Origin of the sequence: Neobacillus massiliamazoniensis, from assembly GCF_001048695.1 — a bacterium.
Lineage (GTDB): Bacteria > Bacillota > Bacilli > Bacillales > Cytobacillaceae > Neobacillus > Neobacillus massiliamazoniensis.
Map to the genome: position 1 here is coordinate 486792 of NZ_CVRB01000004.1, position 23859 is coordinate 510650.

Consider the following 23859-nt stretch of genomic DNA (forward strand, 5'->3'; position numbering starts at 1 on the left):
GCCTTCCGCTCCAATCAACATAGTTTTAAAAATCAAATATGACCTTTAACACAGCTTTTTTTAAATAAAAAAGATACTTTGGACTTCGAGAATTGTCCAGGATAGTTAAAAGCTTCGGAAGTGAACCCTTGCTTCTGCTTTTTTTATTTACAGGTCTTTCTTGTCTACATCGATGGCAAAGGCTACAATATAATGGTGAATCTGTTTAAGGGTGGTAATAATGAATATTTTCAAACAATTTTTTAAAAGTATTTATTCTCCAAAAGATATGGCCTTATTTCGTTTCCAAGGTATTGGAAAAACAATTCTTTATGTGTTTTTCTTAACACTCGTTTCCATTTTGCCATCAATTATTTACTTAACTACCTCTATCTCAACTGGTATTAATACGGCAAAAGAGGTTATGAAAAATGAAATTCCTTCCTTTTCTATTGAAAACGGCGTACTAAATTCAGAATCAAAAGTACCTGTAACCGTAAAAAAGGATCAATTTACTATTTTTCTTGATTCCACTGGTGCGGTATCGGAAAAAGAAGTTCAAAAAGAAGGAAATGCCTTTGCATTATTGAAGAATGAATTTGTTTTTGCTGCGGGAGGTAACATTCAAACATATCCTTATTCCATGTTAAAAGGGAATCAGCTTACAAACAAAGAGATTCTACAATACATTGATAATATAGATAGTATGAAAGTCATCATTCTCCCAGTGTTATCGATTCTAATTTTTTTATTTTCCAGTGCCGCAAGCTTTATCAAAGTAACCTTATTAGCAGTGGTGGGTCTCCTACTAAGAAACCTATTGGGCAGAAAACTTCATTACGGTCATCTCTGGAGATTGTCTGCCTACAGCATAACATTGCCAACCGTGTTTTTTACGATCATGGCTGCTCTCAAAACCGCTGTTCCAAACAGCTTCCTTATCAACTGGTCTGTAACAATCATCGTACTGTGCCTGTGTATAAACGAAATACCGAAGCCGAAAAAAGCTTTGTAAAGACGCACTTTTGTGCGTTTTTTTTATTTATAAGTTCTATAAAAAGGTGGACAAGCATACGAATATACAAACTTTCCGATGATGGAGGTCTGGTCCGAATGAAAGGATTGTTTGGTGTTCTGCTCGTCATTCTAATTGTTTATGCGATATATATTGATTTAACTGTTGGCACATTGCCAAATACTAATAAAACAAATTTGGAAGCTGAACCTACGTCAGCCGTTGTTAAGCAAGTGAACAAAAATATGCCAGTGTTTGAAGAAAAGGTAAAACCTGGCGATACTGTCATTTCAATTGTAGAACATCATATCAATAAACCCCTTCCTGTTTCTATTACCGATTTAATCGACGATTTTCGAAAATTAAACCCTGGAGAGAACCCTGAAAAAATCCAAATTGGGGTAACTTATCAGTTTCCTGATTACTAAGAAAAGCGGAAGCGCCTCGCTCAGCCCCGATATAGGGAGACTTGGCACTGGTAAGTGCCTTAGTCTCCCTTAATACGCACAGAAGGCGTTAGCCTTCTGTAGCCAAGCATAAGACGAGCCGTCATGAAGGTTGCTTTTTAACCTTCATGACGGATTGGCTTATGACCTCGAGGGGCTAGGCGCTGGAGCTGGACAGTATCCGAATTAATATACTTTCTTCCTTATCCTTGTCAAAATTAGTAATGGACTGATAAAATAATCATGTTGAAATGATTTGATCAATTATTCGAATTCCATTTTAAAGGAGCGAATTCCACGTGAGTGAAATAATACATCGTACAAAAACCCGACCGGTTAAAGTTGGGAATTTAACGATTGGCGGAAGCAATGAGTTATTTATCCAAAGTATGACAACAACAAAAACCCATGATGTTGAGGCAACTGTTGCAGAAATAAAACGTCTCGAAGAGGCTGGGTGTCAAATTGTTCGTGTGGCGTGTCCAGACGAACGTGCAGCCAATGCGATTGCAGAAATTAAAAAGAGAATCAGTATTCCTCTTGTTGTTGATATTCACTTTGATTATAAATTGGCACTTAAAGCGATTGAAGGCGGTGCAGATAAAATCCGCATCAATCCGGGTAATATTGGGAAACGCGAAAAGGTGGAAGCTGTTGTAAAAGCAGCGAAAGAGCGCGGTATTCCGATTCGAATCGGTGTAAACGCAGGATCCCTTGAAAAGAAGATTTTAGATAAATATGGGTATCCAACTGCAGACGGTATGGTTGAAAGTGCACTTTATCATATAAAAATTCTCGAAGAATTAGATTTTCACGATATTATTGTTTCCATGAAGGCTTCTGATGTAAATTTAGCAATTGAAGCTTACGAAAAAGCTGCAAGAGCTTTTGATTATCCTCTTCATTTAGGGATTACCGAATCTGGAACGCTTTTTTCTGGCACAATCAAAAGTTCAGCCGGTTTAGGAACCATCCTTAGCAAAGGAATTGGCAATACTCTTCGGGTTTCGTTAAGTGCAGACCCTGTCGAAGAAGTAAAGGTTGCGAGAGAGCTTTTAAAAGTTTTCGGTTTATCTTCAAATGCCGCTACATTAATTTCTTGTCCAACATGTGGCAGAATCGAAATCGACCTAATCAGCATTGCTAATGAAATTGAAGAATACTTACAAAACGTAAAAGCACCTATCAAGGTTTCAGTGCTAGGCTGTGCTGTAAATGGACCTGGAGAGGCAAGAGAAGCTGATATTGGCATTGCTGGGGCACGTGGAGAAGGCTTATTATTCCGCAAGGGTGAGATTGTTCGAAAAGTACCGGAAGCGCAAATGGTGGAAGAATTGAAGAAAGAAATTGACCAAATTGCAGAGGAGTACTATCAGAAAAAAGCTGCTGAAGAAGTCAAAAATTCATAAAAATGTTTAAGTTCACTAATCGATAAAAAACTTTGAAGAAGAGGATGTCCAAAAGTGTCTGACCTCCCGCTTTACACCCAATATATAGCTGCTTTTCAAGCAAAGTTCAGTTATATATTGTAGGTTAAGGGGTATGGCACTTTGTTTTCGGATATCCTCTTCGTTTTTGCCCCTATTTATTTAAAAGAATGGCAGGATAAAGATGCCAATAATGAGTGAAACGACTCCAATGCCAATTGCCCAAGCTCCGAGCCCTGTTGCTCCTCGGCCACGAGCAATAAATCCAAGGACAATCCCTACTATACCAAATATTACTGGCCATACAAACAGAGATAATATGGAGATCGCTAAAGCAACATAGCCAATTCCCGTCCCACCAGTTGCTGCTAAGTCATCATGTTCTCGAGCAGGTTCTCTTTCTCGAACGGGTGAAACTGGCGCTGCAATTTCAGCAGACGTTTCTTCCCTATAGTCAGAAGGGTCATTTGGGATGTCATCGTCAAAATATGCACTTTGGCGATCATCACGTAACTCTTTGTCTTTTTCTTCCATCTCGATCCCTCTCTTTCAGTTTATAGGAGCATTTATTATTGTTTACCTTTAACTTCTTTTTACTATGTTAATGTTTGTCTAAAATACCGATAAGTTTTCCAATAAAATATTTCTTTAGAGAATTCCTTCCCTTTGGTAAAATAAAAAAGTACATTATTTGCAGTATGAAGGTGACATCAATGGGAAAGAGATTTGGAATTGATATTGATGGGACGGTAACAAGCCCAGCAGCATTATTACCCTTTATTAACAAAGCCTTTAAGATGAATATCACGTTAGAGGATGTAAAAGAATATGATTTGAATGCTGTTGTAAATGTTCCGGAACAAGAATTTTCGAAATGGTTTATAGAAAATGAACCCATTATTTATGAAAAATCCCCTCTTGCAGATGGGGTTGAGAATGCACTGAATATTTGGAAAAATGAGCATGAATTATTTTTTATCAGCGCCAGACCATCCTATTTACTTGAGAACACTAAAAAATGGTTCACTCAAAAAGGGTTGAGCTTTCATCATATTGATTTAATTGGATCACACTACAAGATAGATGCAGCAAAAAAATATAAGCTAGACATCTTTTTTGAAGATAAACATGATAATGCTGTTATGATTCATGAAGAATGCAAGATCCCTGTTATTTTATTCAATACCCCATATAATCAAGAACCCATTCCTAATGGAGTCATCCGTGTTGACACTTGGAAGCAGGCATACGATTGGGTGGACAGATGGCTAAAATAATAATAACAAGCAATGCAGAAACTGGATAAATCAAGAGCACTCACAGAGTAAAGTGAATAAATATAAAAAAGCTTGGAAATCCAAGCTTTTTTGAGCTCCAGCGCCTAGCCCCTCGAAATCATAAGACAATAAATATTTTACATATTAATTAATTCTTGCTCCTGTGGCAAAGCATAATCGGAGAAGTTTATGTTCACCTCGTCGCATGCCTGCAAAGATGACTATTCAATTATGTTGGCATCCTGCCAGATTGTCTTATGCTTGGTACAGAAGGCTAACGCCTTCTGTGCGCATTAAGGGAGACTAAGGCACTTACAAGTGCCAAGTCTCCCTATATCGGGGCTAACCAAGGCGCTTGCGCTTTTCTTAATGCGAACATTCAGGACATCGGCCGTAAATTTCAAATTTATGCCCCGATATATCATATCCTTTTAAATCCTCATTCAAAACATTCATTGGACATGTCTCAATTTCTTTGGTTTTGCCGCAGTCCAGACAAATAAAATGATGATGATGCTGGTGGCGTGAGCACGTAAATCGAAAATGCTTTTCCCCGGATAACTCTGTCATTTCAAAAATTCCCATTTTAACAAAAAGTGAAAGATTACGATAAATGGTATCAAAACTCAAACCTGGGTAATCATCTTTTAGCTGATCTAAGACATCCTTCGCTGTTAAATATTTATTACTATCAGCAAACAACTGGAGCATATCTTCTCTTTTGCCTGTTTGCTTAAAACCATTTTCCTTTAAATATTGAATGGCTTCATTAACATTCACAAGAATCCCCCCTCCTAGTTCCGATCACTGACCATTATTTTTTTACAAAAAATAACAAGCCCTAAGATTACAACTGCGATCATTACAATCGTTCCACCCGGAGCCAGGTTCAAATAATAAGCGGCGATAAGTCCACCTAAAACGGATATCTCGCCAAATAATATCGACAAAAAGATTGTCTGCTTAAAGCCTTTTGCAATCCGAATGCTAGCAGCGACAGGAAGTGTCATTAATGACGACACTAAAAGAATTCCCACGATTCTCATCGACGCAGCAATGACAAGAGCCACCATGATAATAAAAATAAAATGGATAGTTTTAGCTGGGATTCCGGATGCTTTTGCGTGCTCTTCGTCAAACGACAGTAAAAATAATTCTTTATATAACATAATAATAGCAAAAATAACCACAATACTAATAATAAAAATGACCAATAAATCAGTGCGGCTAACAGCTGAAACACTTCCAAATAAGTAGCTGAATAAATCGGTATTGAAACCATTAGCAAGGGAAATAAAAATAACCCCAAGGCCGATTCCACTCGACATAATAATCGGAATAGCTAATTCTTGATAATGTTTGTATACCCCTCTTAGCTTTTCAATAAATAATGAGCCCCCTACGGAGAATACCATCCCTAAATAGAGAGGATTTAACCCGCTTAATATGGGAAAGGATTTTTCTAAAAGCAGACTTGCTGCAATACCAGCGAGCGTAACATGACTTAACGCATCAGCGATTAATGACAATCTTCTTACAACAATAAAAACTCCTAATAATGGTGCAAGAATTCCAATCAAAATTCCTGTTAAGAAGGCATTTTGCAAAAATTCATAATGAAATAAACCGTGAATCATTTTATCGTGTCTCCCTGTTAATGGTGGTGATGGGAAAGTAAGTGAATCCCATGTCCATAAAAATCTTGTATACCTTCGGATGTAAGCTTTTCAAATTCTTGTGCTTCACCATGAAAAAACAAATGTTTATTTAAACATGCTACATGAGTCACCTTATCAGAAACCGTGCCGATATCATGTGTGACCAAAAGTAGAGTAATCCCACGTTTTTTATTTAAATCCTCAAGCATTTGATAGAAGGTACCGACATTCTCAGCATCCACCCCGACCGTAGGTTCATCGAGGATTAGCAGCTTTGAGTCGCTGACAAGGGCTCGGGCAATAAAGACTCTTTGCTGCTGTCCTCCTGAAAGTTCACCAATATTTCGGTTGCTGAATTTCTCCATTCCTACAGCGGTAAGAGCATCCATCACTTTTTGTGAATGTTCTTTTTTAAAGAATTTAAACATCCCCACTTTTTTTGTTAAACCACTTAAAACTACTTCAAATACAGAAGCTGGAAAGCCTGTGTTAAAGGAATTGGCTTTCTGGGAAACGTAGCCGATTTTTTGCCAATCCTTAAATTTGCTTAATTCCTCGCCAAATAAATAAATTTCCCCTTTTTGAATCTTTAATAGTCCCAAAATAAGCTTTAAAAGTGTTGACTTACCTGAACCGTTTGGACCGACAATGGCTAAAAAAGAACCTTCGGGGATCGCAAGGTTGATTTGTTCAAGAACTGTATCCTTTTCATAACGATAGGAAAGCTGATTTATATCAATAATCGATTTTGCTGTCATTTTATTTCACCTTTAATTTTAAGAATCATTACGATTTAACTTCAAGTAGTATACAATAGGACAGTATGATTGTAAAGTTTCACTTACGAGCGCTGTCAAATATTTCTTTGAACAGAATCAATGAGTCACAATCCTTATTTTTTTTCATACCTTATCATGGAGGAGTGATGAGGGTGAAGATTTTTGAAAGCATCATTAATCATAAGATGAACACCATTACAGCAGAAGAATTGTTAAAGTATGCAGACCAATTTAATATCGTGATAAATCGTTCGCAGGCTCGGAAAATTGCCGAATACTTAAGAGGTAAAAATATTAATATTTTTGACGATGCCCAGAGGGCTTCCTTAATTAAAGAAATCGCCAAAGCAGCAGGCCCGGAAACGGCACGTGAAGTGAATAAACTATTCAAGGAACTAACAACATAACAACAAAAAGCTATGCGAGTGCATAGCTTTTTGTTGTTATGATTGCATGATTTTATCTAAGAGATCTGCATCAAATATTTGATTGCGCAGCATTTCAATCTCATGCTTATATGGGGGCTTTTTATTGTTCTTGTCTTCACCAACAAATGGAGTTTCTAATATTTTCGGTACATCTGTCAGCTGTGGATGATGGACAATATAATTTAGTGCTTTAAAGCCAATATGACCAAATCCAATATTTTCATGGCGGTCTTTTCTCATTCCCACAGCATTTTTACTGTCATTAATGTGTAGGACTTTAAGACGGTCTAAGCCAATGATCTTATCAAAATCATTTAAAACGACATCGAAATCGTCAATTATATTATATCCGGCATCGTGAGTATGACAGGTATCAAAACAAACAGACAATTTATCATTATAATTTACCCCATCTATAATCATCGCAAGCTCTTCAAATGATTTGCCACACTCCGAGCCCTTGCCCGCCATCGTTTCCAAAGCGATTTGCACTTTCTCTTTTCCTGTTAAAACTTCATTTAAGCCTTCGACAATTTTCTTGATCCCTGCTTCTGTACCAGCATTCACATGTGCACCTGGATGAAGAACAATTTGTCTTGCCCCGATTGCTTCTGTCCGTTCAATCTCAGAGCGCAGGAATCTTACACCTAAATCAAACGTATCGGGATTAATTGTATTTCCAATATTAATAATATACGGGGCATGAACGACAATTTCAGTAATACCATTCTCCTCCATATGCCTTCTTCCCGCTTCAATATTTAACTCTTCTATTTTTTTCCTTCTTGTGTTTTGCGGTGCCCCAGTATAAATCATAAAGGTATTGGCACCGTAGGAAACAGCTTCTTCGCTCGCAGCAAGCAACATATTCTTCCCGCTCATCGAAACGTGTGAGCCAATTTTTAACATACCTTCTCTCCCCTTTTTCCTATTATTTCTTTTTGTTATTTAATCTTCTTTCTCGTTTTTTTATTTTGTCCATTTCCCACTGCATTTTCTTTTTATAGCCCGGTTTTACCTTCGTTGGCCTTTTTACCATTGATTTCGCTTTTTTTACTGAAACTTCGTCTTCAGGTTTAACCCGAGTCTTTCTACGATTTCGTTCATCAATTACAATAAATTCACCATTTTTTATATCGACATTTTTAAATTGTATACCCATTTTTTCAATACGATTTAATGCATCTTCATCCGAAATGTCATAAATGGTAAGTGCGATTCCAAAATTTCCTGCTCTAGCCGTTCTGCCAACACGATGAATATAGAAGTCTAAATCAGTGGGAAGCTCATAATTAATGACATGGCTTACCCCTTCGATATCAATTCCTCTTGAAGCAAGGTCTGTTGCAACAATGTATTGATAATCCAAGTCTTGAATTTGCTTCATCATTTTTTTTCGTTCACGTGGGTTTAGATCACCATGAACTCTTCCTACTTTTAAGCCCTTTTCGGTTAAATAATATGCAAGGTCTTCCGCCATTTTTTTTGTATTTGTAAACACAATAGCTAAATAGGGATTGTAGGTTAGCAGGGCATCGTAAACAAGTTCCTTTTTATTGCGATGTCTCGATGGTAAGAGATAATGCTGCAAGTTTTCCGGAGCAACACGTTTAGATTCAATCTGCACAACTTTAGGGTTTTCCATATATTTTTTTAGGAAAGGTTTTAATTTTTCAGGGATAGTTGCGGAAAAAACGAATATTTTTAGGTTTTCAGGCATTTTCCCTGCCACTTTATCGACATCCTCAATAAAACCCATATCGAGCATCATATCGGCCTCATCGACGACAAGAATTTGGGCTGTATGAACAAATAATGCCTGTTCATTCACAAGATCCTTGATTCTGCCAGGAGTACCGACAACAATTTGCGGCTGTACCTTTAATTTTTCGATCGTGCGCTGCTTGTCCGTTCCACCAATATAGCACTTGGCTAGAATAGATTTCTCTACATCGGAATGTTCAATTACCTTTAAAATTTGATGGTAAATTTGAGAAGCAAGCTCACGTGTTGGTGCGGTGATAACTGCCTGTACTTGTTTTAGATTCGGGTCGATCCTTTCCAGGATTGGCAAAACAAAGGCAAGCGTTTTTCCCGATCCCGTCTGGGACTGACCAATCGCACTTTCTCCTCTTAGTACTAATGGAATCATTCGTTCTTGAATTTCTGTCGGTTCAGTAAATCCGAATCCTTCAATAGCTTCTATTATAAAAGGCTGAAAATTAAAGCGGTTAAAGCGATTTTCTTTCATATATAAACTCCTTGTATTCATAATCTGGTATTAGTTTAAATGTCTTTAAATTTCCCCATCATGTAATTATAGTAAAGATTCACCTAAATCTCTAGCATTTATCCATATATTATCATCATTTACGTAAAACTACTCTTAACATAAGAAAAAAAGACAATCTTCTTGGTCAGGCCCGCGAGTCTAGACATGCCGGATTGAAGATATCTTTTTACCTCCATGTCAAATTGGTAAGTCAGATAGTACCGTTCAAGAAGTATAACTTGATTGGTTCCTTTCAAATTAAAACTTTGTCCTGTGCATTAGACCTAAACCAAAACGGGATAGATGCATACTTTAAATCATAAAGGAAAATAGAAAGGAGGCTAGGAGCATGCAACCAAGACCAAGATTCCCCATGCAGGGGGGAATGGGGCAGGGAATGATGGGTCCTGGGCAGGGGCTATTCGGTGGAGGAAATCAAATGATGGGAGGGTCATCCGGTCCTTTTGGTGGTAGGAGTCCGATGATGGGAGGGTCATCCGGCCCTTTTGGTGGTAGAAGTCCGATGATGGGTGGCCAGCAAATGGGTAGAGGTGGCGGTGGATTACTTTCTAGACTTTTAGGAGGAAGGGGAAATCCCGCAGGAGGTGCAGCAGGCGGACTTAGAGGGATGCAGGGTATGCAGGGTATGCAGGGACTAGGAGCAGGTCGTGCGGCAACCGGCGGCGGGGGCGGAATTCTTCAGTCTATGAGTAACCCAAGTGGAATTATGGGCTTTCTTAATAACACCCAACAGGTTTTAAAAACAGCACAATCCTTTGGACCCATAATCCAACAATATGGTCCACTGGTAAAAAATCTCCCTGCCATGTGGAAATTATATCGTGGTTTAAAAAATGCACCGGATAGTTCGGAAGAGAAAACAGATGGAAAGGACGAAAAAAAGGAAGAAATTAAAGAGGAATCATCATCCAGTATCGAATTGAACGATAGCAGAACAAATACTAAAAGAAAAACAACTAGGAAAATAAGCAATAAAAAGTCCATTCCAAGAACTCAGAATCAAAAAAAGAGAGGTTCTTCCGTTCCAAAATTATACATTTAAAAAAGGATGTCCCAAAACTTAGTGTCACCCCCTTAACCTACAATATATAGTTGTATATATTGATGATTAAGCGAGAGGTCTGATCATTTTGGGACACCCTTTTTCATTTTTTTAGCAGGGGTAGGAATCATGAATCCTTTGTAATCTACCTTTTAGTCTTATATAATAAGAACATAGATTTTCAATATCGTGTTCTTTTTAGGAGGACTTACTATATGCAACTTATTAAAATTTCCCCTCGAGGGTATTGCTATGGCGTGGTCGACGCAATGGTCATTGCCAGAAATGCGGCATTAGATAAAACCTTACCTCGTCCCATCTACATCTTGGGGATGATTGTTCATAATAAGCATGTTACGGATGCATTCGCCGAGGAAGGAATCATAACCCTTGACGGAAAAAACCGGAAAGATATTCTTGAAAAAGTTGAAAAAGGTACAGTTATATTTACCGCACATGGTATTTCCCCGGAAGTACGAGAGCTTGCTAAAAAGAAAGGACTCGTTACCCTTGACGCTACATGTCCGGATGTAACACGGACCCATGATTTAATTTTTGAAAAGTCAAAAGAGGGATATCACACTATTTATATCGGTAAAAAAGGCCATCCCGAGCCGGAAGGAGCACTCGGTGTTGCACCAGGGATGGTCCATCTTGTTGAAACACCAGCAGATGTAGAGGCTTTAGTGCTGGATGGTGAAAAATTGATAGTGACGAACCAAACGACGATGAGTCAATGGGATGTGGCGGATACAATGAAAAAGGTTCGCGAGAAATACCCTCATGTGGAAGTTTATAATGAAATTTGTCATGCGACTCAAATTCGTCAAGAGGCAGTTGCTAGCCAAGCCACCGATGCAGATGTTACCATTGTCGTCGGCGATCCAAAAAGTAATAACTCTAATCGACTAGCACAAGTATCAGAAGAAATTGCCGGAACAAAGGCCTATCGGATCGCAGATATTACTGAACTAGAGATTGATTGGATTAAAGATGCTAAAATGGTTGCTGTTACGGCTGGGGCTTCGACACCAACGCCAATAACAAAAGAAGTCATCACCTTCCTTGAGCAATTTGATCCAAATAACCCCTCAACATGGGAGCGAAGAAGAAATGTTCCTTTAAACAAGATATTGCCTAGGGTAAAAAGCTAACAGGAAATCTCAAAGGTTAGCCCTGTTGGTAAAGAAAAATACTAGAGATAATTCAGACCGTGCGCTTTTTGTACGGTTTTTTCTATTTGGTAACATTGTTGAATCAAAGTCTTAAGGAATCGTGACTTTATATTAAAAATTATAATAACAGTCTGGGTGAATGGCTTCCTGTGACTAAAATTAAGGAAAATGAAAGACTCGTAACATATAGACTTCTTTACGTGACAGGGTTACCTCTTTTTAATGGGCTTGGGGCACGTATATCTTCTTACGTTACCCAGTCCCCTCTTATTCATCGGTTAAGGGCACGTATATCTTTTTACGTGACCCTGTCTCCTCTTTTTCATAGGTTTAGGGTACGTATATCTTTTTACGTGACCTAGTTCCCTCTTTTTCATCGGTTTAGGGCACGTATATCTTTTTACGTGACCCTGTCCCCTCTTTTTCATCGGTTTAGGGCACGTATATCTTTTTACGTGACCCAGTCTCCCCTTATTCATTGGTTTAGGGCACGTATATCTTTTTACGTGACCCTGTCTCCTCTTTTTCATAGGTTTAGGGTACGTATATCTTTTTACGTGACCCTGTCCCCTCTTTTTCATCGGTTTAGGGTACGTATATCTTTTTACGTGACCTCGTTCCCTCTTTTTCATCGGTTTAGGGCACGTATATCTTTTTACGTGACCCTGTCCCCTCTTTTTCATCGGTTTAGGGTAGGTATATCTTTTTACTTTCCCGAAATCAAGCCAAATTCATTTTTTTGGGAAACTAGAGGCCTTCTACTTTCCCGAAATCAGACAAAATTCATTTTTTTAGGAATCTAGAGGCTCTCTACTTTCCCGAAATAGGCAAAGTTCATTTTTTCGGGAAACTAGAAACTCTCTACATTCCTCAAATCAGGCAAAATTCATTTTTTCGGGAAACTAGAAGCTCTCTACATTCCTCAAATCAGGAAAAATTCATTTTTTCGGGAAACTAGAAGCTCTCTACATTCCTCAAATCAGGCAAAATTCATTTTTTCGGGAAACTAGAAACTCTCTACATTCCTCAAATCAGGCAAAATTCATTTTTTCGGGAAACTAGAAGCTCTCTACATTCCTCAAATCAGGAAAAATTCATTTTTTCAGGAAACTAAAGGCCTTCCACATGCCCGAAAAAGAAAAAAGCAGGATTCAGGTCACGTAAATCTTTTTTCGTGACTTTATTGCCTCATTTTCAAGTCCTATATTTAACGAGTAATTGAAAAAATACCCGATGGCTAGGGTATTTTTCACAATTACAAATATTATAATCTCGGTCTTAACATTTGATTGAATATTTCCATGAAGCATCTGACATTTTTTACATTCTACTCAGTAAAATTGAATAATTGTCTTACATCATTACACATTTTTTAAATCGTTTTAAAAGGATTTGTATTCATTTCGGACGGGAAAATCTCAACTTCGTATTTGGCTTCCTGACACATTTTCTGCAGAACCTGTGCCAGTCCTTTTTTCATGATTTTTTCCACATTATGACCAGGGTCGATCATGTTTAATCCTTCCATCATTGCATCATGCGCAGTATGGTAATAAATATCACCCGTTACGTAAACATCTGCGCCCTTATATTTGGCATGAGTGAAATACTTATTTCCGTCTCCACCTAAAACAGCAACTTTTTTGACTTTTGATTGTAAATCTCCAACAACTCGAACACTTTCGACCTCAAGAGCAGTTTTAACCACTTCCGCAAATTCAAGTAAAGTCATTTCTTTAATAGTGCCTATTCTACCAAGTCCAAGGACTTCACCCTTGTTCTCCAATGAATACACATCATAGGCTGCTTCCTCATAAGGATGCACCTTCAGCATGGCACTGACAACTTTATTGAGGCTGGTTTCGGGAACAATGGTTTCAATTCGAACCTCATCGACCTCCTCCAGCTGTCCTGTTTTGCCTATATATGGATTAGTATGTTCCCTAGGCAAAAATCTCCCTGTCCCTGTTGTAGAAAAAGAGCAATCACTATAGTTACCAATAAATCCTGCCCCGGTGCTTCCAAGCACTTCACGAATATCCTCTGCATGACTTGCAGGGACGAAAACAACTAGCTTCACTAGCTTTTCATTAAAGGTAGGTACCAATACCTCTGCATTTTCAATACCTAGTACTGCCGCAAGTAGATCATTTACCCCGCCTTTGGTGACATCAAGATTTGTATGGGCAGCATAAACGGTAATGTCATGCTTGATTAATTTCTCAATCACTCGCCCTTGGACGGTATCCATATTGATCGATTTTAGAGGACGAAAGATGGGGGGATGGTGGGCAATAATCAGCTCAACATTTTTCTCAATTGCTTCATCAATAACATTTTCTAAAACATCTAGGGCAATCATGATTCGCTTGATCTTCTTGTTTAAACGTCCAATTTGTAAGCCGATTTTATCGCCTTCCATCGCCAATCTCTTAGGAGAAAACTGTTCAAAAAGCTGAATGATTTCATGACCGTTCGGAGTCTTCATTTCTTAATACCTCCTCTACCATTTTGATCTTTTCTTTTAGTTCCTGCCTTTTATCGATGGTTTCCTGTGAGGGAGGGGCACCTTCCAATTGTTCGTAAATCCGCTGCCAATTACGCATTTCCCTGCTCCATTTTTTTATAAAGGCTTCTTCTTTCCTTTGATGTAGGAATGGTCCAAATAACAGTCCCATTTCCAAATTGGTGCTATAAGGTTTCTTCGGATCACCTTTTTCTCCTACTAAAACTTCGTATATTTTTTCATCTTCCTCGATAATTTCCTCCGTAATAAGTTCCCAGTTATTTTCTAAAAACCACTTACGAATCGAAATCGCACTGATATTTGGCTGCAGGATGAGGCGGCTTACGGATCCGAGCTTTTCTTTTCCGGCTTCCAAAATTGTAGTAATGAGAGATCCGCCCATTCCTGCAATTGTAATACACTCAGCCTCGTCTGGCTCCACAACGGCTAGACCATCTCCTAAACGAACGGATATAATATCGGTTAATCCTTCCGATTGAACATTGTTTTGTGCAGACTGGTAGGGCCCAACAGCTACCTCACCAGCAATGGCAAATCGAATCACTTTATTTTTTGCAAGATGACAAGGTAAATAAGCATGATCCGAACCAATATCCGCTAATTTCGCTCCTTGTGGAACATATTTAGCTACCGTTGCCAAACGGTCCGATAATTTTTCTGTATTCAAAAAACACACCACTCTTTTCATTAACTTGTGAAAATATGATCATTATAAGAAAAGCCCAATGCACAAGGAGTTGGACAATTCTCGAAGACAAAATTATATCGTATCTTTTAAAAAAAGTCCTCCACAAAAGGAAAGGACTTTTTGTCATATTACTGAATTTTAGATACCCACTCAGCCATCGCTTCCGCTTGATCAGGTTTTACAAGACCTGCAGGCATATTACCCTTTCCTTGGGTAATATATTGCTTAATTTGATCCTTTGAAACCTTTTTCCCAACACCCTTTAATGAAGGACCCATACCGCCTTGATATTGATCGCCGTGGCAGCCAATACAGGTAGACTTATAAATATCTTCTGGTTTTTGCGAAACTGTTTGTGCCTGATCACTACCGCTTGTCCCCTTTTCATTACCCTTTGCAAGCTGTTTACTATCCCCAAGGCCTTTGAAAGACAGAAAGAACACAAGTACAATTCCCAAAACCATGATGAGGACAAAAGGAATAACTGGATTTCGTTTCATACCATTACCTCCCTATGTAAAAACATTCCTTGTCTACAAACAATTACTATTTTACTTGAAAACGAACAGAAGGAAAAGACCTAAACTTACTTTATCACTGCAATCTTTTGAAAAAAGAGAAAAGAGGCTAAATTATGATAAAACATTAGTGTAACCACTTATTACTTTACCCAATTTTCTTTAATATAATTTTTACTAACTTTGAACCTGGATAACTGCCTAGCTCCATAAAAGTGTCGCTTCCGCTTTTCTTTTAGCAACCAATTAATCTTGAAATAACCATCCTCTGAACTTCTGAAGTACCTTCGCCAATTTCAAGAAGCTTCGCATCCCGCATCATCCGTTCTACATGATAGTCCTTCATATAGCCATATCCACCATGGATTTGAACTGCTTGACTCGTTACTTCTGAACATATTTCCGAGGCATAAAGCTTGCACATGGCAGCTTCTTTTGAGAAAGGGCGTCCTTGATCCTTTAACCAGGCTGCTTTATAGACCATATTGCGGGCCAGTTCAATTTTCATTGCCATATCAGCAAGCTTGAATTGGGTTACTTGAAAAGAAGAGATTGATTTGCCAAATTGTTTTCTTTCTTTAGCATAGTTAAGCGCCTTTTCAAAAGCCCCTTGGGCAATTCCTACGGCCATTGCCCCAATCCCGATACGTCCACCATCAAGTGTTATTAAAAACTGTTTAAAGCCCTCTCCACGCTTCCCTAACAGATTCTCAACCGGCACTCTTACATCCTCTAGCACAAGCTCTGTCGTATTGGAGGAATTCAGCCCCATTTTTTCGTAGTTATCAATCACAGTAAAACCATCTGCATTGGTCGGAACGATGATCGCGCTAATTTCCTTTTTACCGTCTTTTTCACTTGTTATCGCTGTTAAAGCTAAATGCTGTGCGTAGCTTACATTAGTGATAAAACATTTATTTCCATTAATGACAAACTCACCGTTCTCCTCTTTCGCAGTAGTACGAGTACCGCCCGCATCAGAACCGGCATTAGGTTCAGTTAATCCAAATGCTCCAAAAGATTCTCCAGTACAAATCGGTGTTAAATAGTTTTGCTTTTGCTCTTCTGTCCCGAACAAATTAAGCGGTGCCCCACCTAAGGAAATATGTGCCGAATAAGTAATTCCTGTTGAACCACAAGCCTTGCTTAATTCTTCAGTGACGATGGCAAAACTAATTGTATCTGCTCCACCGCCGCCATATTTTTCAGGAAAGGGTAGTCCCATCATCCCCATTTCCGCAAGCTTTTTAAAAATATCTAATGGAAATTGCTTATTCCGATCCCTTTCGATTGCGCTTGGAGCAACCTCTTCTTCTGCAAACTGGCGAATCGTTTTTTTAATCATGACCTGTTCTGAAGTTAAATCAAAGTTCATTTCCATCCCCCTATTCTTTAACTGTATACGTTTTCATTATTATTATAAGAGGATAATGGTAATTTTCTCAACATTTTAAAACTTTAAAATATAGTTTATTATAAAAATTTAACAAAAATGAAATAAAAATTTCTTCATGACTATTTGCAAAATGAAAGGGATTTCAGTAGAATAAATGAAAACCCGTCGATTGGCGAGTCCGTTAGGAAGAAGTCAGAGGAGTAGTTGAATAGCAAAACAAAAAAATAGTTTACTCCAATTAAGAAGTAAACTATTTTAAAGGTATTTCTACTCTAAAAAGTCTTTAAGGCGCTTGCTTCGGCTAGGATGGCGCAATTTTCTCAACGCTTTTGCTTCTATTTGGCGAATACGTTCACGCGTTACACCAAAAACCTTTCCAACCTCTTCTAGCGTTCGAGTACGTCCATCATCCAAACCAAAGCGCAATCGAAGAACATTTTCTTCGCGATCTGTAAGTGTATCAAGAACGTCCTCAAGCTGCTCTTTTAATAATTCATAAGCAGCATGTTCAGAAGGTGATGTTGCATCCTGATCTTCAATAAAATCTCCAAGATGAGAATCATCCTCTTCTCCTATTGGAGTTTCCAATGAAACGGGCTCTTGGGCAATTTTTAAAATTTCTCGAACCTTATCCGGTGTTAAGTCCATATCTTCAGCAATTTCCTCCGGTGATGGTTCGCGGCCTAAATCTTGTAATAATTGACGCTGCACTCTAATTAATTTATTAATGGTTTCAACCATATGAACTGGAATACGAATGGTTCTTGCTTGGTCCGCGATGGCGCGGGTAATAGCTTGACGAATCCACCAAGTGGCATACGTACTGAACTTAAAACCTTTCCGATAATCGAATTTTTCTACAGCTTTAATTAGGCCCATATTTCCTTCTTGAATGAGATCAAGAAATAACATACCGCGCCCTACATATCGTTTAGCAATGCTGACAACGAGACGAAGATTGGCTTCAGCGAGGCGTCTTTTTGCTTCTTCGTCGCCGGCCTCAATCCGATTTGCAAGTGCAATTTCTTCCTCTGCAGAGAGAAGATCAACCCGACCGATTTCTTTTAGATACATACGAACCGGGTCATTAATCTTAACACCTGGAGGAACACTTAAATCGTTTAAATCAAACTCCTCATCATCTTTAGCTAATTGTTTACTATTTGGAGCATCTTCTTCGTCGTCACTTTCACCGACCAATTCAATGCCTTGCTCACTAAGGAATTCATAGAATTCGTCCATTTGGTCAGATTCTAAATCAAAATTAGCCATTTTTTCAGCTATATCATCGTAGGCAAGGACGCCGGTTTTTTTCCCCAGTTCCGTTAACTGGTCTTTCACTTGTTCAAAAGTTAATTCATTTTCAACCTCTTTTGAACGTGCTGATTTTTCAGCAGCCATAGGTCCCCCTCCTTCCAAAAATCAAAAACACTTTTCATGGGAATTATAACGATTTTCTCAATTGAATGATTTCCATTGCAATTGTCGCGGCTTTCAAGTAATCCTTTTGCCGCTCTGCTTCCTTTTCTTCCACTTCTTTTTCTTTTATCTTTAACATTTTTTGATAATTCAACACCTGTTTGATATAATCAGACAATTCTTTATCACTTAAATCATCATTTATCGACATCATTTCGATGTTGGCAACTACTCGTCTAAGATGATCATCTTGAATATAGGTTAAAAATGCGCTTGTATCAGGAGCCAAATGCTCTTCATAAAATCCAAATAAATAGGTTATGATTGCCTGATGTTCATCAATATGAAACGAATTTCCTTGCAATAGCTCCTGTACTTTATAAGCAACATCCCTATTTTGAAGCATGTGTGCGATTAGACGTCTTTCGGCCGTATAATGTGCTGGCTTCAATTCATTTATGGGTTTGGCTATAACTAAAGGTGTTTGAATAGGTTTTGTTCGATTGGATGTTCCCTTTTTAGCAAAGAAAATCTGTTTTTGTTGCAGCTTCAATGCATCCAAAGAAAGGGAAAACTCAGTAGCTAGCTGCCTTAAGTAATGATCCCTTTCAACAGCTTTGTCCAGTTTGCTTATTTCTGTGATTATTTCTTCGATATAGGCTAGTCTATCTCCTTCATTTTGCAAATTTTTCTCTCTGCGAAAATAAAGAAATTTAAAGGCCATCCATGTTAAGCTTCCGCCAATAACCTCATTTTGAAACTTTTCATAACCAAACTGTTTAATATACTCGTCAGGGTCAAGTCCATCGGGCATCATTGCTACCTTAATTTGAAAGCTTGCATCCGATAATAAATTTCCGGCACGATAGGCAGCTTCGATTCCGGCATTATCAGAATCATAACATATCGTGATAGAATGAACATTTTGCCGTAGTATGGCGATGTGCTCATCTGTTAGAGCGGTTCCCATTGTAGCAATACCATTCTCTACTCCGGACCGATCGGCGGAAATGACATCAGCAAATCCCTCAAATAAAACAGCATGCTGCATTTTTCTAATAGCAGGTTTAGCCAAATGATAATTATATAAGATTTTGCTTTTATTAAAGATTGCCGTTTCAGGGCTATTTAAATATTTGGGCTGATCTGCCCCAAGTGATCTTCCTGAAAAAGCAATCGTACTTCCATTTCGATCAAAAATGGGAAACATAATTCGATCTCTAAAGCGGTCGAAATAGGTTCCATCCCTCTCTCTTCGAATCAGCAACCCCGCTTTTTCCATTGATTCTGGTGAAAAATTTCTTTTTAAAAGAAATTTATAGACAAAATCCCATGAATTTAAGGAATAGCCAATTTGAAATTTATCAATAGACTCTCGGGTAAAACCCCTTTCCAAAAGATACTCTAATGCATGTTGTCCCTCTTTTGTATTTACCAGCAAATGGTGGTAAAATTTACATAGAAGTTCATGAGCATCGAATAGTGGCTGAAGCTCTTTTGAAACTTTTTTCTCCTTGCCAAGGGCTGTGAAATTTACTTGAAGATCAATATTTGCCTTCTCAGCAAGCCTAACAGCAGCCTCCTGAAAGGAGATTCCTTCAAGGTCCATTAAAAAAGAAAAAACATTACCACCAGCGCTACAGCCAAAGCAATGATAAATTTGCTTATCGGCTGAAACTGAAAATGATGGGGTATTTTCTCCATGAAAGGGACATAATCCGAAATAATTTCGCCCCTGCTTTTTCAATGGAACATAATCACTGATAACCTCTACGATATCAACATTCTGACGAATTTGATCAATTTTTTCTTCGGGAATACGGTCTGCCATGAAAACAACTCCATTATACTAACACATATTCTGTATTGAATCGTTAAATTCCTGCAAATTTCGACAAAATTTTTGTTAAACTTAGCGAAAATCTTGCACGATCCTCAGAATGAAAAGGCTTTGGTCCCTTCCCGTATTCACCCCTTTTTCTTGCTTTTGCATGTAGATAGCGCAAGTCAAGGGCCGTTTGGATTTCATTTTCGTCAAATACCATTCCTTTAGGAGATAACACTTGAACACCTTTTGGCAATAAAGTGGATGCAAGACCAATGTCATGTGTAATGGCAATATCGCCTTTTTGGGCATGGTTCATAATGAACAAATCTGCAGCTTCCTTTCGTGAATCAACAAATTTCCAGACTGCATCAACAGTTCCGATGGTCCATGATGATCATAAGAAGCTACAAAAAGAACTTTGACAGAAAATTTCGAGGCAATTTCGACAATTTCCTCTTTCACGGGGCAAGAATCCGCATCAACAAAATTGTCGGAAAGCCTTTGTTATTAATATTAATTCTACATCACTCCACATATTCCTTCTTAACTAAGTAACTTTTATAAAAAGGTTTTATGTCGAATTTTTTTTAGGACGTTTCCTTGACATCTAACAATAAATAGTTTATTCGTTCAGATGCAAGTCTAAACCTAAAAAATGTATTTTTATCACAATTTTTTATTATAGTATATTCATTATCATTTTTCCATCATTTTTTCCTTAAAAACACCTATGATTTAAGAAAAAAACACATAATCGAGTGATTATGTGCGAAATATTCTTTTTTGCAGGGTATTTAAAATGACATTGGCTGTTTCTTCGACTGCTTTATTCGTTACATCAATAACAGGGCAGTTAATCCTATTTACAACCTTTTCAAAAAAGGTTAGTTCATCTTTAATTCGATCAATATTTGCATAGCTTGCCTTGTCATTCAGCCCCAAAGAAATCAGTCGTTCTCTTCGAATTTCATTTAATTTTTCCGGACTTATTTTTAGCGCAAAGCATTTTTCTGCTGAAACGTTAAAAAGCTCCTCAGGCGGATCAACTTCCGGAACAAGCGGAACATTTGCTACTTTTAAACGTTTATGCGCTAAATACTGAGATAAAGGCGTTTTTGATGTTCTTGAAACACCTATTAACACAATATCTGCTTTTAAAATCCCTCTTGGATCACGCCCATCATCGTATTTTACAGCAAACTCAATAGCTTCTACTTTTTTAAAATAATCTTCATCCAATTTTCTCACGAGGCCTGGCTCAAATAGTGGAGTGTTTCCACTAAACACTTGAATTTTGTCTATTAGCGGTCCAATAAGGTCAACTGCAATGATTCCTTCTTCTGCAGCCTTTTCGATAATATATTGCCGCATATCTGGTTTTACAAGAGTGAAGGCAATCATCCCTCTGTCCATCAAAGCGAGGGTCATTACTTCGTCAATATGTTCCTTATCCTCAACATATGGAAACCGCTTTAAGGTCATATTCCATCCATTAAACTGACTAATAGCAGCTTTTGTTACTAATTCAGCTGTTTCACCTACTGAATCAGACACTACATATATGATAGGAGAACTCATTCTCCAAACCAACTCCTTTTCTAATGCTTGACTAGACAATCCTTAAGAACAGCGTTTATGTATTGACCAAATTAAATCAGTTCACGCCCTATCATTTGGATGATAGCCATTCTTTCAAATTTTCGTTCATTCATTTCCTAATGCCACAAAAGCTTTTGTAATATTGGATTTCGTAATTCTTCCAATCACTTCAAAACCTTTATCTGTATTTTTAACGACCGGCAAGGCATCAATTTGCTTTTCAATTAATTTCTTAGCAATATCGATTAATAAATCTTCCCGTTCACACATCGTAATATTTGGCATCCTTGTCATAATGATATTTACAGGAATGGTAGTAAGTTCTTGTTTCCCAATACTTGCTCTTAATAAATCCTTTCGAGACAAAACCCCAACTAAGATAGAGTTTTGATCGACAACAAACAATGTTCCAACATCTTCAAGGAACATTGTACAAATAGCATCATAAACTGAAATATTTTCCTTTACCACAACAGGGATTGACTGGTAATCTTTCACATATATTTTTTGCAGGTTTTCAGTTAGCAACTGTGTACCTGACTTCCCTGAGTAAAAATAGCCGACACGGGGTCTTGCATCCAAATATCCAGCCATTGTTAAGATGGCGAGATCTGGTCGTAATGTCGCTCGTGTTAAATTTAATCGTTCAGCAATATGTTCCCCTGTAATCGGTCCGTTTTCCTTTACTATTTGTAAAATATGCTCCTGGCGTTTTGTCAGTTCGATTGTTCTCACCACCTTGATCAAAACATAATGTATGGGTTTCTAGGATGATTGTGATACTTTATTATAGAAATATTATATACTAATTATTTTTTATTTGAAATGAACTTTGTTTACACCTAAATAAAAGGGGATGTCCCAAACTAAGGGTCAGACCCCTTTTCAAGGACATCCACTTTTTTAAAACTTGATCTTTTCCTGAATAAAGCTTACTAACTCTGAAATTGGAATTCTTGACTGCTCCATTGTATCTCGGTCTCGAACCGTTACCATATTGTCATCTTTTGAATCAAAATCATAGGTGATACAATATGGTGTACCAATTTCATCATGACGGCGGTATCGCTTACCAATCGAACCAGCTTCATCATAGTCCACTAAAAAATGCTTCGAAAGCTCAGCGAAAACTTCACGTGCTTCCTCAGAAAGCTTTTTAGATAATGGCAGTATTGCAGCCTTGAATGGCGCTAAAGCAGGATGGAAACGCATGACGGTTCTTGAAGTACCATCTTCAAGTTGTTCTTCAGCATAGGCATCTATTAAGAAAGCTAAGGTTACACGGTCAGCCCCTAATGAAGGTTCGATACAATATGGGATATATCTCTCATTTGTTTCAGGGTCAATGTAATTGAAATCTTCTCCAGAAAATTGCATATGCTGCTTTAGGTCATAATCTGTTCTTGAGGCAACACCCCATAATTCGCCCCAGCCAAATGGAAATTTATATTCAAAATCGGTTGTAGCATTACTATAATGGGAAAGCTCATCTTCAGAGTGGTCACGAAGTCGTAAGTTTTCACTGTTCATACCCAAAGAATACAGCCAAGATTCAGCATATTGCTTCCAATAATCAAACCATTTAAGCTCTTCACCAGGTTTACAGAAAAATTCAAGTTCCATTTGTTCAAACTCGCGAGTTCGGAAGGTAAAATTACCTGGGGTAATTTCATTACGGAAGCTTTTACCGATTTGCGCAATACCAAAAGGAAGCTTCTTTCTCATTGTCCGTTGAACATTTTTGAAATTCACAAAAATACCTTGTGCTGTTTCAGGGCGAAGAAATATTTCATTCGTACTCGTTTCCGTTACGCCTTGGAACGTTTTAAACATTAAATTAAATTGGCGAATGCCTGTAAATTCATGGCTACCACAATCGGGGCAAGCAATGTTATGCTCTTTAATCAGTTCTTCCATTTTTTCAAATGGAAGTCCATCTACAACTAATTCAATCCCTTTTTCGTCTAGGGCATTTTCAATGAGCTTATCAGCACGGTGGCGTGCTTTACACTTTTTACAGTCAATCATTGGGTCATTGAAGTTTCCGATATGTCCAGATGCTTCCCATGTTCTTGGATTCATAAGAATGCTTGCATCTAATCCAACATTATGGAGAGACTCATGAACAAATTTTTTCCACCAGGCTTGTTTAATATTATTTTTAAACTCAACCCCTAACGGACCATAGTCCCATGTGTTGGCCAGGCCTCCGTAAATTTCCGATCCTGGAAATATAAAGCCACGATGTTTGGCATGTGAAACGATTTGTTCCATTGTTACACTCATTTTTCATTCTCCTTTTGATAGGCTGAGTTAAATTGGGCTGTTGATTTCCGCTCTAGTGGCGGTTCGGGGAGCCTCCTCT

At 38.0% G+C, this 23859-nt stretch carries 23 protein-coding genes and 1 pseudogene; 7 read left to right on the forward strand and 17 right to left on the reverse strand.

The features are described 5' to 3' along the window. Window positions 1–220 precede the first annotated feature (220 nt). The 3 genes from BN1082_RS20300 to ispG all read left to right on the forward strand — a co-directional run bounded on the left by BN1082_RS20300 (window position 221) and on the right by ispG (window position 2849). On the forward strand, window positions 221–994 hold the full coding sequence (locus BN1082_RS20300; protein WP_090637534.1) for a DUF1189 domain-containing protein: 774 nt from the start codon (window positions 221–223) through the stop codon (window positions 992–994). Window positions 995–1092: 98 nt separating this feature from the next. Further along, entirely contained in the window at window positions 1093–1422 is a 330-nt protein-coding gene (locus BN1082_RS20305) for a LysM peptidoglycan-binding domain-containing protein (protein WP_090637536.1), read from the forward strand. Between the two features lie 326 nt (window positions 1423–1748). Continuing rightward, entirely contained in the window at window positions 1749–2849 is a 1101-nt protein-coding gene (ispG, locus tag BN1082_RS20310) for a flavodoxin-dependent (E)-4-hydroxy-3-methylbut-2-enyl-diphosphate synthase (RefSeq protein WP_176699892.1), read from the forward strand. 180 nt (window positions 2850–3029) lie between these two features. On the opposite strand, the gene BN1082_RS20315 is transcribed toward ispG, so the two are convergent. Then, window positions 3030–3401, reverse strand: coding sequence for a DUF4190 domain-containing protein (locus BN1082_RS20315; protein ID WP_090637540.1), 372 nt, complete (start codon window positions 3399–3401; stop codon window positions 3030–3032). Between the two features lie 179 nt (window positions 3402–3580). Here BN1082_RS20315 and BN1082_RS20320 point away from each other — a divergent pair, with 179 nt between their 5' ends. Continuing rightward, a complete protein-coding gene (locus BN1082_RS20320; protein ID WP_090637542.1) occupies window positions 3581–4144 on the forward strand; it encodes a 5' nucleotidase, NT5C type in 564 nt (187 codons plus the stop codon). A gap of 366 nt (window positions 4145–4510) precedes the next feature. Here the strand turns inward: BN1082_RS20320 and zur are convergent, their stop codons facing one another. Genes zur through BN1082_RS20335 form a run of 3 tightly spaced genes read right to left on the reverse strand, consistent with a single transcriptional unit; the run spans window position 4511 to window position 6560 of the window. Then, window positions 4511–4924, reverse strand: coding sequence for a zinc uptake transcriptional repressor Zur (gene zur, locus BN1082_RS20325; protein WP_090637544.1), 414 nt, complete (start codon window positions 4922–4924; stop codon window positions 4511–4513). A gap of 14 nt (window positions 4925–4938) precedes the next feature. Next, window positions 4939–5781, reverse strand: a complete 843-nt coding sequence (locus tag BN1082_RS20330) for a metal ABC transporter permease (RefSeq protein ID WP_090637546.1) — start codon at window positions 5779–5781, stop codon at window positions 4939–4941. Window positions 5782–5798: 17 nt separating this feature from the next. After that, a complete protein-coding gene (locus BN1082_RS20335; protein WP_090637548.1) occupies window positions 5799–6560 on the reverse strand; it encodes a metal ABC transporter ATP-binding protein in 762 nt (253 codons plus the stop codon). Between the two features lie 173 nt (window positions 6561–6733). Between BN1082_RS20335 and BN1082_RS20340 the strand changes: the two genes are divergently transcribed. After that, window positions 6734–6988, forward strand: coding sequence for a DUF2624 domain-containing protein (locus tag BN1082_RS20340; RefSeq protein WP_090637550.1), 255 nt, complete (start codon window positions 6734–6736; stop codon window positions 6986–6988). 36 nt (window positions 6989–7024) lie between these two features. Here the strand turns inward: BN1082_RS20340 and BN1082_RS20345 are convergent, their stop codons facing one another. Both BN1082_RS20345 and BN1082_RS20350 read right to left on the reverse strand, forming a co-directional pair. Then, window positions 7025–7918 (reverse strand): deoxyribonuclease IV, encoded by an 894-nt coding sequence (locus BN1082_RS20345; protein ID WP_090637552.1) that lies wholly within the window; start codon window positions 7916–7918, stop codon window positions 7025–7027. Window positions 7919–7940: 22 nt separating this feature from the next. Next, entirely contained in the window at window positions 7941–9260 is a 1320-nt protein-coding gene (locus BN1082_RS20350; protein ID WP_090637554.1) for a DEAD/DEAH box helicase, read from the reverse strand. Between the two features lie 370 nt (window positions 9261–9630). Here BN1082_RS20350 and vrrA point away from each other — a divergent pair, with 370 nt between their 5' ends. Both vrrA and BN1082_RS20360 read left to right on the forward strand, forming a co-directional pair. Beyond that, entirely contained in the window at window positions 9631–10344 is a 714-nt protein-coding gene (gene vrrA / locus BN1082_RS20355) for a VrrA/YqfQ family protein (RefSeq protein WP_090637556.1), read from the forward strand. A gap of 215 nt (window positions 10345–10559) precedes the next feature. Beyond that, window positions 10560–11498, forward strand: a complete 939-nt coding sequence (locus BN1082_RS20360; RefSeq protein ID WP_090637558.1) for a 4-hydroxy-3-methylbut-2-enyl diphosphate reductase — start codon at window positions 10560–10562, stop codon at window positions 11496–11498. Window positions 11499–11797: 299 nt separating this feature from the next. Here the strand turns inward: BN1082_RS20360 and BN1082_RS27760 are convergent, their stop codons facing one another. The 11 genes and pseudogenes from BN1082_RS27760 to BN1082_RS20415 form a co-directional block, all read right to left on the reverse strand. After that, a complete protein-coding gene (locus BN1082_RS27760) occupies window positions 11798–12202 on the reverse strand; it encodes a hypothetical protein (RefSeq protein WP_090637560.1) in 405 nt (134 codons plus the stop codon). A gap of 689 nt (window positions 12203–12891) precedes the next feature. Continuing rightward, complete coding sequence (locus tag BN1082_RS20370; RefSeq protein ID WP_090637563.1) at window positions 12892–14007, reverse strand: Nif3-like dinuclear metal center hexameric protein; 1116 nt, start codon at window positions 14005–14007, stop codon at window positions 12892–12894. After that, window positions 13985–14713, reverse strand: a complete 729-nt coding sequence (locus tag BN1082_RS20375) for a tRNA (adenine(22)-N(1))-methyltransferase (RefSeq protein ID WP_090637565.1) — start codon at window positions 14711–14713, stop codon at window positions 13985–13987. Before BN1082_RS20375 ends, BN1082_RS20370 begins: the two co-directional genes overlap by 23 nt. A 149-nt stretch (window positions 14714–14862) precedes the next feature. Then, window positions 14863–15234 carry a cytochrome c550 gene (gene cccA, locus BN1082_RS20380; RefSeq protein WP_090637567.1) on the reverse strand — a complete coding sequence of 124 codons (372 nt, stop codon included), beginning with the start codon at window positions 15232–15234 and terminating at the stop codon, window positions 14863–14865. A gap of 253 nt (window positions 15235–15487) precedes the next feature. Continuing rightward, window positions 15488–16627, reverse strand: a complete 1140-nt coding sequence (locus BN1082_RS20385) for an acyl-CoA dehydrogenase family protein (protein WP_090637569.1) — start codon at window positions 16625–16627, stop codon at window positions 15488–15490. 288 nt (window positions 16628–16915) lie between these two features. Then, on the reverse strand, window positions 16916–18049 hold the full coding sequence (gene rpoD, locus BN1082_RS20390; protein ID WP_090637571.1) for an RNA polymerase sigma factor RpoD: 1134 nt from the start codon (window positions 18047–18049) through the stop codon (window positions 16916–16918). A gap of 43 nt (window positions 18050–18092) precedes the next feature. After that, a complete protein-coding gene (gene dnaG / locus BN1082_RS20395; RefSeq protein ID WP_090637573.1) occupies window positions 18093–19898 on the reverse strand; it encodes a DNA primase in 1806 nt (601 codons plus the stop codon). A gap of 43 nt (window positions 19899–19941) precedes the next feature. After that, window positions 19942–20357: pseudogene (locus tag BN1082_RS20400) on the reverse strand (YaiI/YqxD family protein). A gap of 300 nt (window positions 20358–20657) precedes the next feature. Further along, window positions 20658–21473 (reverse strand): pyruvate, water dikinase regulatory protein, encoded by an 816-nt coding sequence (locus tag BN1082_RS20405; protein WP_090637575.1) that lies wholly within the window; start codon window positions 21471–21473, stop codon window positions 20658–20660. Between the two features lie 126 nt (window positions 21474–21599). After that, complete coding sequence (gene ccpN, locus BN1082_RS20410; RefSeq protein WP_090637577.1) at window positions 21600–22232, reverse strand: transcriptional regulator CcpN; 633 nt, start codon at window positions 22230–22232, stop codon at window positions 21600–21602. 165 nt (window positions 22233–22397) lie between these two features. Then, entirely contained in the window at window positions 22398–23780 is a 1383-nt protein-coding gene (locus BN1082_RS20415) for a glycine--tRNA ligase (protein WP_090637579.1), read from the reverse strand. Window positions 23781–23859 lie beyond the last annotated feature (79 nt).

Coding starts and splice junctions, on each gene's coding strand:
- BN1082_RS20300 (WP_090637534.1), top strand. CDS start 221: ATGAATATTTTCAAACAATTTTTTAAAAGTATTTATTCTCCAAAAGAT.
- BN1082_RS20305 (WP_090637536.1), top strand. CDS start 1,093: ATGAAAGGATTGTTTGGTGTTCTGCTCGTCATTCTAATTGTTTATGCG.
- BN1082_RS20315 (WP_090637540.1), bottom strand. CDS start 3,401: ATGGAAGAAAAAGACAAAGAGTTACGTGATGATCGCCAAAGTGCATAT.
- BN1082_RS20320 (WP_090637542.1), top strand. CDS start 3,581: ATGGGAAAGAGATTTGGAATTGATATTGATGGGACGGTAACAAGCCCA.
- BN1082_RS20330 (WP_090637546.1), bottom strand. CDS start 5,781: ATGATTCACGGTTTATTTCATTATGAATTTTTGCAAAATGCCTTCTTA.
- BN1082_RS20335 (WP_090637548.1), bottom strand. CDS start 6,560: ATGACAGCAAAATCGATTATTGATATAAATCAGCTTTCCTATCGTTAT.
- BN1082_RS20345 (WP_090637552.1), bottom strand. CDS start 7,918: ATGTTAAAAATTGGCTCACACGTTTCGATGAGCGGGAAGAATATGTTG.
- BN1082_RS20350 (WP_090637554.1), bottom strand. CDS start 9,260: ATGAAAGAAAATCGCTTTAACCGCTTTAATTTTCAGCCTTTTATAATA.
- vrrA (WP_090637556.1), top strand. CDS start 9,631: ATGCAACCAAGACCAAGATTCCCCATGCAGGGGGGAATGGGGCAGGGA.
- BN1082_RS20360 (WP_090637558.1), top strand. CDS start 10,560: ATGCAACTTATTAAAATTTCCCCTCGAGGGTATTGCTATGGCGTGGTC.
- BN1082_RS27760 (WP_090637560.1), bottom strand. CDS start 12,202: ATGAAAAAGAGGGGACAGGGTCACGTAAAAAGATATACGTGCCCTAAA.
- BN1082_RS20370 (WP_090637563.1), bottom strand. CDS start 14,007: ATGAAGACTCCGAACGGTCATGAAATCATTCAGCTTTTTGAACAGTTT.
- cccA (WP_090637567.1), bottom strand. CDS start 15,234: ATGAAACGAAATCCAGTTATTCCTTTTGTCCTCATCATGGTTTTGGGA.
- BN1082_RS20385 (WP_090637569.1), bottom strand. CDS start 16,627: ATGAACTTTGATTTAACTTCAGAACAGGTCATGATTAAAAAAACGATT.
- rpoD (WP_090637571.1), bottom strand. CDS start 18,049: ATGGCTGCTGAAAAATCAGCACGTTCAAAAGAGGTTGAAAATGAATTA.
- dnaG (WP_090637573.1), bottom strand. CDS start 19,898: ATGGCAGACCGTATTCCCGAAGAAAAAATTGATCAAATTCGTCAGAAT.
- BN1082_RS20405 (WP_090637575.1), bottom strand. CDS start 21,473: ATGAGTTCTCCTATCATATATGTAGTGTCTGATTCAGTAGGTGAAACA.
- BN1082_RS20415 (WP_090637579.1), bottom strand. CDS start 23,780: ATGAGTGTAACAATGGAACAAATCGTTTCACATGCCAAACATCGTGGC.